15 protein-coding genes are annotated in these 11,694 nt (G+C 65.2%); 5 read left to right on the plus strand and 10 right to left on the minus strand.

Annotation, left to right across the window (positions count from 1 at the left end; genetic code table 11):
- Positions 1 to 86: 86 nt before the first annotated feature.
- Positions 87 to 1,190, minus strand: a complete 1,104-nt coding sequence (locus AC1D0P_RS16350; RefSeq protein WP_477677708.1) for a saccharopine dehydrogenase family protein — start codon at positions 1,188 to 1,190, stop codon at positions 87 to 89.
- A gap of 155 nt (positions 1,191 to 1,345) precedes the next feature.
- Here AC1D0P_RS16350 and AC1D0P_RS16355 point away from each other — a divergent pair, with 155 nt between their 5' ends.
- Positions 1,346 to 1,777, plus strand: a complete 432-nt coding sequence (locus tag AC1D0P_RS16355; RefSeq protein WP_477677709.1) for an Lrp/AsnC family transcriptional regulator — start codon at positions 1,346 to 1,348, stop codon at positions 1,775 to 1,777.
- A 14-nt stretch (positions 1,778 to 1,791) separates the two neighbouring features.
- On the opposite strand, the gene AC1D0P_RS16360 is transcribed toward AC1D0P_RS16355, so the two are convergent.
- The 6 genes from AC1D0P_RS16360 to AC1D0P_RS16385 all read right to left on the minus strand — a co-directional run bounded on the left by AC1D0P_RS16360 (position 1,792) and on the right by AC1D0P_RS16385 (position 5,468).
- Positions 1,792 to 2,463 (minus strand): hypothetical protein, encoded by a 672-nt coding sequence (locus tag AC1D0P_RS16360; RefSeq protein ID WP_477677710.1) that lies wholly within the window; start codon positions 2,461 to 2,463, stop codon positions 1,792 to 1,794.
- Positions 2,464 to 2,478: 15 nt separating this feature from the next.
- Positions 2,479 to 3,036 (minus strand): hypothetical protein, encoded by a 558-nt coding sequence (locus AC1D0P_RS16365; protein ID WP_477677711.1) that lies wholly within the window; start codon positions 3,034 to 3,036, stop codon positions 2,479 to 2,481.
- A gap of 8 nt (positions 3,037 to 3,044) precedes the next feature.
- Positions 3,045 to 3,494 (minus strand): DUF2628 domain-containing protein, encoded by a 450-nt coding sequence (locus tag AC1D0P_RS16370; protein WP_477677712.1) that lies wholly within the window; start codon positions 3,492 to 3,494, stop codon positions 3,045 to 3,047.
- 104 nt (positions 3,495 to 3,598) lie between these two features.
- A complete protein-coding gene (locus AC1D0P_RS16375; RefSeq protein ID WP_477677713.1) occupies positions 3,599 to 4,264 on the minus strand; it encodes a glutathione S-transferase in 666 nt (221 codons plus the stop codon).
- A gap of 11 nt (positions 4,265 to 4,275) precedes the next feature.
- Positions 4,276 to 5,223, minus strand: coding sequence for an oxygen-dependent tRNA uridine(34) hydroxylase TrhO (trhO, locus tag AC1D0P_RS16380; protein ID WP_477677714.1), 948 nt, complete (start codon positions 5,221 to 5,223; stop codon positions 4,276 to 4,278).
- 50 nt (positions 5,224 to 5,273) lie between these two features.
- Positions 5,274 to 5,468 carry a hypothetical protein gene (locus AC1D0P_RS16385; RefSeq protein ID WP_477677715.1) on the minus strand — a complete coding sequence of 65 codons (195 nt, stop codon included), beginning with the start codon at positions 5,466 to 5,468 and terminating at the stop codon, positions 5,274 to 5,276.
- 31 nt (positions 5,469 to 5,499) lie between these two features.
- Between AC1D0P_RS16385 and AC1D0P_RS16390 the strand changes: the two genes are divergently transcribed.
- Together AC1D0P_RS16390 and AC1D0P_RS16395 are read left to right on the plus strand one after the other, a co-directional pair.
- Positions 5,500 to 6,723 (plus strand): extracellular catalytic domain type 1 short-chain-length polyhydroxyalkanoate depolymerase, encoded by a 1,224-nt coding sequence (locus tag AC1D0P_RS16390; protein WP_477677716.1) that lies wholly within the window; start codon positions 5,500 to 5,502, stop codon positions 6,721 to 6,723.
- A gap of 348 nt (positions 6,724 to 7,071) precedes the next feature.
- On the plus strand, positions 7,072 to 7,845 hold the full coding sequence (locus AC1D0P_RS16395) for a hypothetical protein (RefSeq protein WP_477677717.1): 774 nt from the start codon (positions 7,072 to 7,074) through the stop codon (positions 7,843 to 7,845).
- 141 nt (positions 7,846 to 7,986) lie between these two features.
- Here AC1D0P_RS16395 and AC1D0P_RS16400 read toward each other — a convergent pair whose 3' ends face one another.
- The 3 genes from AC1D0P_RS16400 to AC1D0P_RS16410 form a co-directional block, all read right to left on the minus strand.
- Complete coding sequence (locus AC1D0P_RS16400) at positions 7,987 to 8,859, minus strand: alpha/beta hydrolase (protein ID WP_477677718.1); 873 nt, start codon at positions 8,857 to 8,859, stop codon at positions 7,987 to 7,989.
- Between the two features lie 95 nt (positions 8,860 to 8,954).
- Positions 8,955 to 9,260 (minus strand): EF-hand domain-containing protein, encoded by a 306-nt coding sequence (locus tag AC1D0P_RS16405; protein ID WP_477677719.1) that lies wholly within the window; start codon positions 9,258 to 9,260, stop codon positions 8,955 to 8,957.
- A 50-nt stretch (positions 9,261 to 9,310) separates the two neighbouring features.
- The gene (locus AC1D0P_RS16410) at positions 9,311 to 9,712 is read right to left on the minus strand and encodes a hypothetical protein (protein ID WP_477677720.1); all 402 of its coding nucleotides are present in this window, start codon (positions 9,710 to 9,712) and stop codon (positions 9,311 to 9,313) included.
- A gap of 174 nt (positions 9,713 to 9,886) precedes the next feature.
- Between AC1D0P_RS16410 and ompR the strand changes: the two genes are divergently transcribed.
- Positions 9,887 to 10,636, plus strand: a complete 750-nt coding sequence (gene ompR, locus AC1D0P_RS16415; RefSeq protein WP_477677721.1) for an osmolarity response regulator transcription factor OmpR — start codon at positions 9,887 to 9,889, stop codon at positions 10,634 to 10,636.
- Positions 10,633 to 11,694: histidine kinase dimerization/phospho-acceptor domain-containing protein (locus AC1D0P_RS16420; protein WP_477677722.1), on the plus strand; the 1,062-nt coding region annotated here is incomplete at its 3' end. The genes ompR and AC1D0P_RS16420, both read left to right, overlap by 4 nt.

An 11,694-nucleotide genomic window follows, 5' to 3' on the forward strand; every position in this document is an offset into this window, starting at 1 on the left:
AAAGAAAAGTGAGTAGCTGCCGGGCTACCCCCGGCCAGCAAGCCTCAGCAGAGAAAACAAAATTCCCGCCGGGAGCAAGACCAATCTCAAGCCGCCGCCCGTTCCGCAGCATGCTCCGCATAAGCCCTCCCAAACCGATTCCCCAAAAAATCCCCTAACGCAATCTCCTCCTGCCGAATGAACCCCCGCGCCGGCAACCGCCCGCTTGCCAGCAAGTCCAACACAGCACAAATACCAGAAGCCGTAGTGACCTGGATCGCACTTCGCAACACGCCGTCCACCACCTGGCTATAAACCTTATGGGCGTAGGTCTCCTGCATGAGCCGGCCTTCGCGCTGGCCGCTCACGGTGACGAAGACGATGACCRCGTCCTGCAGCGTCACGGGCAGGGCGTTTTCGAGCAGGTCCTTGAGCACGTGACGGCGCTCGCGCAGGCGCAGGTCGTTGAGCAGCACCTTCATGATGGCCGCGTGGCCCGGGTAGCGAATGGTTTTGTAGTTGAGGTGGGTGACTTTGCCCTGCAGGGTTTCGCACAGGGTGCCCAGGCCGCCCGAGGTGTTGAAGGCTTCATAGGTCACGCCGTCGAGCGAGAACTCCTCGTGCTCGGCCAGCGGCGGTACCTGGCGCAGCACGCCTTCGACAATCGCTTCGCAAGGCTCGCAATACTCGTTGATGACGCCGTCGGTGCTCCAGGTCAGGTTGTAGTTGAGCGCGTTCGACGGGAACTGGGGCAGYGCGCCCACGCGCATGCGCACGCTGTGCAGGCTGTCAAAACGGCGGCACAGGTCGGCCGCGACGATGGAAACAAAACCCGGGGCCAGGCCGCATTGCGGGATCAGCGCCGAGTTTGCGCCGGCTGCCGCCAGCTCCTTCACGCGCCGTGTACTGGCCACGTCTTCCGTCAGGTCCAGGTAATGCACGCCCTGGGCCACGGCGGCTTCGGCGATCGCCGTGGTCAGGTGAAACGGCGCCGCGCTGAGCACCGCGTACTGCCCGGCCAGTGCCTCACGCAGGGCTTGTGGCTTGCTGATGTCCAGCGCCWGCCGCTGCACGCGCGGGCCGGTGCTGATGCCGGCCAGTGCCGCCGGCGAGGTGTCGGCGACGGTCACTGAATAGTCCCCGGTGGCGCCCAGCAGCGCGGCGATGGCGGAACCGATTTTCCCGGCGCCTGCAACCGTGATCTTTTTCATGAGGGTCTCCTTGGATAGTGCACCCCGATGCAGAGGCATGGACCATTGTGTAAGCCCGGGCAGGCAGTTACCAGTATCAATTTAGACAAAATAACGCTATATTTTAGATAAACAGGCTATCTAAATACGCGATTTAACTAATTTGAGTGAATGCCATGCAACTCGACGCCATAGACCAGGCCCTGCTTGCCGAACTGCGCGACAACGCGCGCTGTCCCATGGCCCTGCTCGCGCGCAAGGTCGGCTTGTCGCGCACCGCAGTGCAGGCCCGCATCATGCGGCTGGAGCGCGACAAGGTCATCACCGGCTACGGCGCGCGCACCGGCGATGCCTATGAACAGTCGCAGGTGTCGGCCCACGTGATGCTCACTGTCGGCCCCAAGCTCACGGGCACGGTGGAGGCGGCGCTGCGCAAGATCCCCGAGGTGCGCTCGCTGCTGTCCATCAGCGGCGCCTACGACATGATCGCCATCGTGCAGGCCGGCTCCATCGAAAGGCTGGATGCGCTGATCGACGGCATAGGCCTGCTGGACGGCGTGGAGCGCACGCATACCTCGGTGGTGCTGTCGACGCGGATACAGCGCTGAAGGTTTATGTCGGGCTAGTCGTCGTTGACAACAGTCCAGCGACCCGCTTTCAACACAAGGCGCTTKGGACACGATCTGGACTCGGGCATATCCGGCGCGCACAGGCCCGCGACCTTGATGGTGGACGGCCCGCTCCAGCGTGTGTCCGTCGGGCTCCAGTCGCGGGCGTCCGGTCCGTAGGTGTACTCGACCCGGGGCTTGCCCTGGTTGATCCTCCAGACCTCCACGCCGTTGCCGTCATAGTTTGCTTCGCCCGCCGCCGAGAAGGCCACGGCTTTTTTGCGGTCGGGTGACACGGCCGGAAACCCCAGCATGGGGTATTGCCGGCCGGTGGCGTGGTCGATGGCGATGTAGCTGCTGCCTTCCCACAGCTGGGCATACAGCACGTGAAGCCGGGCATCCGCCAGGAAGGTGAGGTAGTTGTAGCTGACGTCCTGGTCGCTCTCGTTGTTGACGTCCTTGATCCGCACCGTTTTGTGGGCGGTGCGTATGCTTAACAGCGGGCCCGAGCGCGAAAACCGGAACGACTGGGCGGACTTCGCCTGGACGCGTTCTATGGCCTGGGCGCACTCAAAAGAGGGCTGCTGGTTCTGGCAGTTCACCAGCAGCTTCTGGTAGGCCGGCGGCTCGGCCCTGCCGGGGTTGGCCAGCAAGGCGAGGGGCAGCAGCAAGAGGAGGGTGCGCATCGCCTGTGCCGAAAATTACTGCGGCGGCAAAAAGGCGCCCCATAGCGTCATGATCATGAGGGGGATGCCGAGCACCACGCCCACCCAGTTCCAGGCGGAGAAACGGCTGTTGGGTTCGTGGCCCGGCGCCACTTTCCGGTTCAGTTCGTTGATGAAGCCCTGCACCGGCAGCAGCACAAAAATACTGGCCAGGCAGATCAGCCAGTAAGGGTCGGGTAGCTTCCACAACAGGTTGGGGATGATCCAGGCCGCGGCCAGGCCGCCGGCTGCCATCTGCGCGGCGGTCGACTCGGGGTCGTGTTTTTTGACGCGGTCCAGCAGCGAATAGAAAAAGAACACGCCGAAGAAGGCGCGCCAGAAAGGCATGATGTTTTTTTCGTCCGTGCGCAGGCGCACCATCTTCCAGTTCTTGTACGGCCAGTACATCTGGTAAAGGCCCAGCGTGCTGAAGAACATCACCAGCAGCTTGAGCCGCGAAACCGGGAAGAAGGGCGGGGCGTCCGCGCCGGCATCGGGTATCTCGGCAACGTCGGCGACCGGGGCCTGGGGTGGGGCGTAGGGATTGGGGTTCATGTGTGCTCCTACCACCAGCCGTTTTGCCTGAGCACCATCTTCTTGTAGTAGTCGATGTTGGAGCGGGCCGCGAAGATGGCCGCGACGCCATAGCCAACGGAGCCGCTGAAACGGCCCAGGCCCATCATTCCCAGCGCGACCTGCAGCAGCAGCGCCACCGCCACGCACACCACAAACAGGCTGATGGCTTTTTTCCACATGCCTTTGGACAGGTAATAAAACGGGCCGAACAGGAAGGCCAGCACGCTGAAGCCGATCTTCATGCGCTCGCCCACGCCGAGGGCCTTGAACTGGGGCAGCTTGACGCCGCCGGCTTTCTCGATGAGCTGGAATTTGGTCTTCCACGCATCGGAAACCGGCAGGCCGGCGATGGCTTCGGTGGCCTGCGGCGCGGGCACGTCGCTGACCGGCGCTTGCGGCGGCGCAAAAGGGTTGGGTTGGGGCGTGGGCTGGCTCAAGATATTCCTCCCGTTGATGATTGTTATGGGCGCTGCCGGTATGCGGCCTGGGCTGCGGTGCGGCCGGTTTGTGGTCCGGTCTGGGCGTCGCTGTGTGGTTTATATCAGCATTGAACCCGGGTGTCGCTTGCCTGCCACGGCGCGTGTTTTTCCATCACGCCCTGGAAGCGCGCGCCGGCCTCAAAGCCCGCCAGCCAGGCCTGCAGCCGCGGCCAGGGCTGCGCGGCGAACCAGGTCGCATCGGTGTGGGCGAACTGGCGCACAAAAGGCAGCAGGGCCATGTCGGCCAGGCTCACACGCGGGCCGAACAGCCCTCCGTCAACCAGCATGCCGTCCAGCTTTGCCAGCCACGCCGCGCCTTGCCCGCGGTGCTGCAGCGCGAACGCCTGAACATCGCCTGCGGATTCTTCAGGATAGCGGTGCGGGTATTTGTAGCGATCCAGGTCGCGCTTGAAGTCCCCGTCGTTGCCGGCCACCAGCGCCAGCATGTCCTCGAGGGAGCCTCGCGGCGGCAGCAGCCAGCCTTCCGGGTCCTTGCGCCGCAGCACCCACAGCATCACGCCCAGGCTCTGGTCTATGACCGTGCCGTCGGGCAACACCAGCACGGGCACCGTGCCCTTGGGCGAGGCGGCCAGCAGCTCGGCGGGTTTGTCGCGCAGCACGACTTCGCGCAACTCATACGGTTCGCCGCTCGCTGCCAATGCGAGCCGCGCGCGCATCGCATAGGGGCAGCGGCGAAAGGAATACAGGACGGGCAGGGCGCCGCTCATGGGCAGAGGGGTCAGGCGCCCGGCTGGCGCACACCTATGTGCGCTGCCTGGCGTTTTTCAGCGAGCTCGACCTGGCGCTGGCGCTCGCGGTAGCCGGCTTTTTGCGCTTCGGTAGTCTTGCCGTGGCAGTGCGGGCAGCTCACGCCGAGTTCATACAGAGGCGACTGGCGGTCTTCCTCGCTGAGCGGGTCGCGGCACGATCTGCACAGCGTGAAGCCGCCGGGCTTGAGCCCGTGGCCGACCGAGACACGCTCGTCGAACACAAAACACTCGCCCTGCCAGCTGCTTTGCGCCTCGGGCACGGTCTCCAGGTATTTGAGGATGCCGCCTTCGAGGTGGTAAACCTCTTCAAAACCCTTGGAGCGCAGCAGCGCCGTGGATTTTTCGCAGCGTATGCCACCGGTGCAGAACATCGCGACTTTGGGTTTCTTGCCGTCCTGCGCCGTCAGCTTGCCGCCCTCGGCCATTTCGCGCTCCACCCAGCCGGGCAGCTCCGAAAAACTGCCGGTGTGCGGGTTGATCGCRCCTTCAAAAGTGCCGATGGAGACCTCGTAATCGTTACGCGTGTCGACCAGGACCACGCCGGGCTCGCTGATCAACTGGTTCCAGTCCTGCGGCTTGACATATTCCCCGGCCATCAGCGCCGGGTGGACTTCAGGCACGCCCATGGTGACGATCTCGCGCTTGAGGCGCACCTTCATGCGGTAGAAGGGCATCTCCGCGGCCCAGGCCTCCTTGTGCTCCAGATTGGCGAGGCGCGGGTCGGCGCGCAGAAAAGCCAGCACCGCCTGCACGCCTTCGGGCAGGCCGGCGATGGTGCCGTTGATGCCTTCGGGCGCCAGCAGCAGCGTGCCCTTGACGCCATGCGCCTCGCAACGCGCGAGCAGCGGCGCCTGCAGCGCGGCGAAGTCGGGCAGTTCGACGAATTGGTACAGGGCAGCGGTCAAAAATTGGGGCATGGAGCGGATAAAACGGGACGAAACGGGTTGGGAGGGCCCGAAGAGGCTTTTTAAGGCGTGCGGGCCAAGCCTTTAATGGTAACGGCCTGGGCTTTTACGCCACCAAAACCTGATTTTGTGACAAAAGGCACCTGATTCAAGCCAGGCGGCAGCGCTTTAAGCCTCTGCCCGGTAGACATTTTGCTGCAATGCAGCAAAATAACCGTGTACTTATTAAAGACACCCGTCCAGACCGCGCCGGCCACCCTTCATGACTTCCCAAGCACAAGCCCTTCCATGCCCAAAAGCCTGAGCAGCCTCTGGCTGAAAAGCCTGCGCCGCGTCAGCAAGGCCCAGCAAGCCCAGCAGGCGCGGGGCCTGCGCCTGCTGGAAAGCCTATTGCCCAAAGCCGTGCCGGCCACCAAACGGCGCAGGCCCAAGCTCAAACTGGTCAAGCCCGTCGTCGCCCGGCCCGCCAAAAAAGCGCGCCGTCCCACGGCCGTACAGACCCGCGCGGCTGCGGGCTTGCCCGGCACCTGGCGCAAGGCCTGGTTCAGCGTGCCGGCGGACGGCCCCTTCGGGCATGCCCGGCGCATGCTGTACTGGCTTTACCTTCCCGCCAGCGCGGCCGGAATGACGGATACCCCAACGGCGCCGCGGCCCCTGGTCGTGATGCTGCATGGCTGCAAGCAGACGGCGGCCGACTTCGCGGCCGGCAGCCGCATGAACGCGCTGGCCGAACGCAAGGGTTTCGCGGTGCTGTACCCGCAACAATCCGCCGCGGCCGACGCCCATCGCTGCTGGCACTGGTACCGGCGCGACACGCAGCGCGGCGAGGGCGACGTCGAGCTGATCGCCGCGATGATCGCGCAGGTGCAGCGTAAGCACGGCCTGGACACTTCGCGCACCTACGTCGCGGGCCTCTCGGCCGGCGCCGCACTGGCCGCCATCGTGGCCTTGCGCCACCCGGAACTGATCGCTGCCGTGGGCATGCATTCGGCGCCGGTGTTCGGCACCACGCATTCGCCCTTCAGCGCCTATCGCGCCATGCAGCACGGCTCGGGCTCGTCTTACAGTGCCGCGGCGCGCGAATTTGCCGGAGCCCAGTCGCAGTTCCCCGGCATGCCCGCCATCCTGGTCCACGGCGACCACGACACCGTGGTGCGCAGGGTCAATGCCGACCAGCTGGCCGAACAGTTTGAAATCATCAACGGCCCGGCCCTCACGCAGGGCGCATCGCGCGAAGGCCCCGTGGTACGCCGCCACGCCGAGCGCCGCGGCGGCCGCAAGCCGCGCCACGCCTACCAGACCGCCACCTGGTACGCCGGCCGAAAGCCGCAACTGGTGAGGTGCGACGTCGATGCGCTGGGCCACGCCTGGAGCGGCGGCGACGCCAGTGTCGAGTTCAACGAGCCCGACGGGCCCGACGCTTCGCTGCTGATGTGGACGTTTTTCAGCTACCACCGCCGCAATGCTGTCGTGGCGGCGGCGGAAGCGGGTGAGCCGCTGCAGAAACCTTGACCCCTGGTTCCAGTTCAATATCTGGCGCATTCATGCACGTCCCGTCGCGGTGAGCCCGGTCGGTGATCGCGGCGCATCATCGCGCCGCGATTGCATGGCATTGAAGCCAAGCCCTTTCGTCTTCAGGCGCATGGTGGCACGCTGGCACAGGCAACTATTTCACGCTTTCAAGAAATAAATCCCGGCCCGAAACAGCTCGTTGCAATTCATGTGCATGGCCCTCCAGGCCCATGTCGGGCGCTCGCTAAGATGGCCCGCGGCGCAGCAGGGATGCGCCGTCGCAACTCAGGCCAAAGGGAATGTCTGTCCAGGGCCTGTCTTTTTTATCGAGCACTCTAGGGAGGAAACATGAGCAAAAAAATCGCAGGCCAATGGGCGTTGGCATGGACTATTGGCACCGGCATGGCGGGCGCGGCCTATGCAGCGGCACCTGATGTGGGCGGCATTCGCCTCGGCATGGATGTGCAGGAGGCCCTGAATATCGCAAACGCCGATCTCAAAAACAATGTCTATGTGGGCACCTCAAAGACCGCACTGAAGCTGACCATAGACGGAAGGACCGGCACCTTCGACAACTACACCTACGTCCCCAAATTCAACAGCACGGCCAAGAACCTGAACTTCAGCATTTCGCCTTTGACCAACAAGGTATGGGCCATCACCAAGACGGAATACCCGGCAGGGGACCGGCCCGCATTGAAGGCCATCGCGGACGCATCGGCCAAATACGGCAAGCAGGACCCCGCAAGCATCAAGCCCACTGGCTACAGCCAGCACTGGATGTACGACAAGGCGGGCAAGGAAATCGAGTGGGTCAACGTCTACGACAAGCCCAGGAACGGCAACTGCTTTGAGGAGATCAAGGACTATTTCGTGGGCAGCGGCAGCAGCGGCAGCAACGGCGTGACGGGCTATCTGTATTACCCCGTGGCACCCACCTACGCTTGCGCCACGATCTACAGCGTATCGTCCAAGTCCAACAAACAGGATGGCCTGGCCGACAAATTCTCGTCCTTCGCCATGGATGTCAGCGCGTTTGCCGACTGGTACAAGGTGCTGGATGCGCAGAGGACCAAGGCGCTGGAAAGTGAAAAAAGCCGCGCGGCCAAGCCTGCACTCTGAGTGATGCCGGGCATTGGTGCGAAGTTCATGGATTGTTGAATCGATGAATCGCACCATCCCCATCCCTTATGCCATGTGAGGAATGGGGCGATGAACACGAACCGGCGGGGCAACCCGCCGGTTTTTTTATTTGGGAGGCTGTCAGCGCGGCAGCAAACCCGTGATGAAACCGTCGACCGCCTCGGTGTACGCGCCGGGCAGGCCCAGCGTGGTGTTGACCTGCGCATGCGTGAGGTCTTGCGCCAGCACGCTCGCGCGGCCGCCCTGGGCCGTGGCCTTGGCGGCAAAGTCACGTGCCTGCGCGCAGGGGTCGTCGGCCCGCTGAGTCGAGCACACCAGCAGCATGGGTGCGGCGCCCGGCGCCAGCACGCCGCTGGGCGACACGCTGCGCCAGTAAGCCGGGTCGGCGCCGAACACACGGTCGTAAAAGCGCATGTGCCGCGCCTGCATGATGCGTTCCAGGTCCAGCGCGGCACTGTCGAGCGCGACCGTGCCCAGCCAGGCTTGCGCGCCGGCCTCGCGCGCCAGTACCGGCGAGGCCGCCAGCAACGCCACCAGGTGCGCGCCGGCCGAATGCCCCATGAGGATGAACTTCGCCGGGTCACCGCCCCAGGAAGCCGCCAGGCCCTGGGCCTTGGCCAGCGCCGCAGCCACGTCGCGCGCCTGCAGTAGCGGGTCGGCTTGCGGCGAGAGGCGGTAGCCCACAGAGACAAAGATATAGCCCTTTTGCTGGACCCAATGCGCCACCTTGTTGTCGACCACATTCGGCATGGCCTTGTTGCCCACCATCCAGGCGCCGCCGTGCACCATGACGATGACAGGCGCCTTCGCCGTGTCCGTCGCGGACGCCGGCAGGTACACGTCCATGCGTTGGCGTGTATCCGTGCCATAGGCAATGTCGGCCATGCGGCGCACGCCCTCAGGCACGGCCGGTGCGGCCGCGGCAAAGGTGGCCGAGAAAAGCAGCGTGGCGACAAGGCCGGCCTGTCGCGCCCGGGTGGCAAGAGCTGTCATCAGAATCTCCGGTCAAACAGCGCCCGGCGGGGCGCTCTTGAGGTTAAACCATTCGTGTGGCCTTGTGCGTGGCGGCCCGCATCGAAGCCGCCGCATCAGCCGGCCGGCTTGCGCGCGCCTTTTTTCGAGACCACAAATGCCTCGATGTCGGCCAGTGAAATCGCGCCCGCATGGCCGGCATCGATGGCGTCAAAGTTTTTGTACACCTTGGGCATTTTTGCCTGCGCTTCTTCGCGGGTCAGCTTGCCGTCCTTGTTGGTGTCGGCCGCTTCAAAGCGTTTTTGCAGCTCCGTGCGGGCTTTTTCCATCCGGTCGGCCTTGGGTGCCTGGGCATGGGCCGCGGCGCCCAGTGCCAGCAGGCTGATGACTTGAAGTGCGCGCAGGGTGGAAGAAGAGGTCATGAAAGTACTCCGGTTAAACAGGGGATAAGCGAAATGTGAAGGGGGCACGCTCAGCGCGACGGGCAGCTCATGCTTGCGCCGCTGGCGTCATAGCAGGTCGTGCTGCGGGTGACGCCGGTGGCCTGGTTATAGGAAGCCGTGCTTTGCATGCTGTTGCCGGTGGCGGCGCTGGTGGCACTGGTATTGCGGCTGGCGTTGATGGCGCCGTCGGCGGTTTTGCTGCTGCTGCCGCTGCTTTCCACGCTGCCTTGGGCGCCGCTGGCGGCAAAACTGCCGCTGCGCTGCGCGGAGCCGTCCGCGCTGCGGCTGGCCTGACCGTTGCGCACGGCGGTGGCACCGTTGGGGCCTGTGATCGAGGCGCTGCCCACGGTGCTGGCATTGGCCGGTTTTGAGGTTTCGGCCGCATTGCAGCGCGGTGATGCCACTGTGGCCGCGAGATGTGAGCCAATCATGGCTGGCACCGGTCTCTTGATGACAAGGCRTGAACAAAGCGCGGCTTTGTCATCGTTTGTCATGATTTGCCGGGCGGACGGCCCGGCGCGGGCCGCTACCATGGGGCATCTTTCTTGCTGTGGGATGTTTCTGATGCTGGTTTCCAACGCGCTTTTGCGGGCAGGCCCATTGCCATGAGCGAGGCATTGGCCCGGGTCCTGGTGGTCGACGACGAGGCCGACCTGCGCAGCCTGCTGCAGCGCTACCTGAGCGACCAGGGCTATGCCGTGCGCACGCTGGAAGATGCCAAAAGCCTGGATGCCCTGCTGGCGCGCGAGCGCTTCGACGTGCTGGTGCTCGACGTCATGATGCCCGGCGAAGACGGCCTGGCGGTGTGCCGCCGCCTGCGCGCGCAGGGTGAAACCATTCCCATCGTCATGCTCACCGCCCGCGGCGACCCGGTGGACCGCATCGTCGGCCTGGAGATGGGGGCCGACGATTACCTGCCCAAGCCTTTCAACCCGCGCGAGCTGCTGGCGCGCATCCAGGCGCTGGTGCGCCGGCAGCGCATGCTGGGCGCGCACAGCGGCCCCTTGCCCGGCCAGGGCACGGTGCGGTTTGGCGCTTTCACCCTGAAGCTGGAAGCACGCCGGCTCGAAAAAAATGGCGAAGATCTGCCCCTTACCACCGGTGAATTCAGCCTGCTGCGGGCGCTGGCCCTGCACCCCAACCGGCCGCTGGGCCGCGATCGCCTGATCGAGCTGGCCTACGGCCGCGACCATGAAGCCACCGACCGCAGCATCGACGTGCAGGTCATGCGCCTGCGCAAGCTCATAGAGGCCGACCCATCGCAGCCCGCCCACATCCAGACCGTGTGGGGCGTGGGTTATGTGTTTGTGCCGGAAGGCGGCGCGGCAAAACACGGCAAGGCGGGCAAGCCGTGACACTCTTTCCGCGCAGCCTGTTCGGCCGCAACGTGCTGCTGATCGTGGTGCTCATTGTCGCGGGCCAGCTGGCCAGCGCGCTGCTGGTGCGCCAGCTGATCGTCAAACCCCGGCTGGCACAGCTGTCGGTGGCGGTGGCGCGCAATGTCAGTTCCATCCGCGCCGGCCTGGCCGCGCTGCCGCCCGCGCAGCGCGAGGCTTTTGTGGCGCAGTTCAACCGCCGCGCCATGCAGGGCGTGGCGGATGAAGACGGTGATGGCCGCGGCGGACGCCTGTTGCTCAGCCGGCTCGAGCGGCGTTTCGTCAATGAAGCCTCGCGCGGCATTGCGCTGGAAGGCGAGGGCTCTGAAATCATCTGGCGCCGTGAAGCCGGCGGCAGCCTGGCGGTGCGCTTGCGCCTGGACGGCGCCGACCATTGGGTCACGCTGCCCGGCGTGCTGCCGACGCGTGAATTCACCGGCGCCTGGGTCGCGGCCTCGCTCACCAGCGCGCTGCTGGCCTTGCTGGGTGCGCTGCTGATTCACCGTTACCTGAACCAGCCCCTGCGCCGCGTGATGGCGTCGGCCCAGATGCTGGCCGGCGGCGCCAGCCCCCAGCCCTTGCCTGAAGACGGCCCCACGGAAATCGCCGGCCTGAGCCGCAGCTTCAACCAGATGGTGCGTAGCCTGGCCCAGGCCGACGATGAACGCACGCTGATGCTGGCCGGGGTGTCGCACGACTTGCGTACGCCGCTGACCAAACTGCGCCTGGGCATCGAGATCCTGCGCGACAAGGCTGATGAAGAGTTGATGGCCCGCATGACCCGCGGCGTCGAGGAGATGGACGCCATCATCGGCCAGTTCCTCGATTTCGCCCGCAGCACCGACGGTGAAGCGCCGTCGCCGGTCGACATCGATGCGTTGGCGGCCGAAGTCGCCGCCGCCTCGGCTGCCCAGGGCATGCCGGTGGCGCTGCGGGCCGGCGGGCCGCCGGCCGTGTTGCTGCGCCCGCGCGCCATGCGGCGGGTGCTTGCCAACCTCGTCGAAAACGCCTGGCGCCACGGCCGCCCGCCCGTGGCC

The organism is Polaromonas sp. P1_G2 (assembly GCF_056405515.1).

What these genes read in the sequence shown, in the direction of transcription:
- AC1D0P_RS16355 (WP_477677709.1), top strand. Translation starts at nt 1,346, where the DNA reads ATGCAACTCGACGCCATAGACCAGGCCCTGCTTGCCGAACTGCGCGAC.
- AC1D0P_RS16365 (WP_477677711.1), bottom strand. Translation starts at nt 3,036, where the DNA reads ATGAACCCCAATCCCTACGCCCCACCCCAGGCCCCGGTCGCCGACGTT.
- AC1D0P_RS16375 (WP_477677713.1), bottom strand. Translation starts at nt 4,264, where the DNA reads ATGAGCGGCGCCCTGCCCGTCCTGTATTCCTTTCGCCGCTGCCCCTAT.
- AC1D0P_RS16390 (WP_477677716.1), top strand. Translation starts at nt 5,500, where the DNA reads ATGCCCAAAAGCCTGAGCAGCCTCTGGCTGAAAAGCCTGCGCCGCGTC.
- AC1D0P_RS16395 (WP_477677717.1), top strand. Translation starts at nt 7,072, where the DNA reads ATGAGCAAAAAAATCGCAGGCCAATGGGCGTTGGCATGGACTATTGGC.
- AC1D0P_RS16400 (WP_477677718.1), bottom strand. Translation starts at nt 8,859, where the DNA reads ATGACAGCTCTTGCCACCCGGGCGCGACAGGCCGGCCTTGTCGCCACG.
- AC1D0P_RS16405 (WP_477677719.1), bottom strand. Translation starts at nt 9,260, where the DNA reads ATGACCTCTTCTTCCACCCTGCGCGCACTTCAAGTCATCAGCCTGCTG.
- AC1D0P_RS16410 (WP_477677720.1), bottom strand. Translation starts at nt 9,712, where the DNA reads ATGATTGGCTCACATCTCGCGGCCACAGTGGCATCACCGCGCTGCAAT.
- ompR (WP_477677721.1), top strand. Translation starts at nt 9,887, where the DNA reads ATGAGCGAGGCATTGGCCCGGGTCCTGGTGGTCGACGACGAGGCCGAC.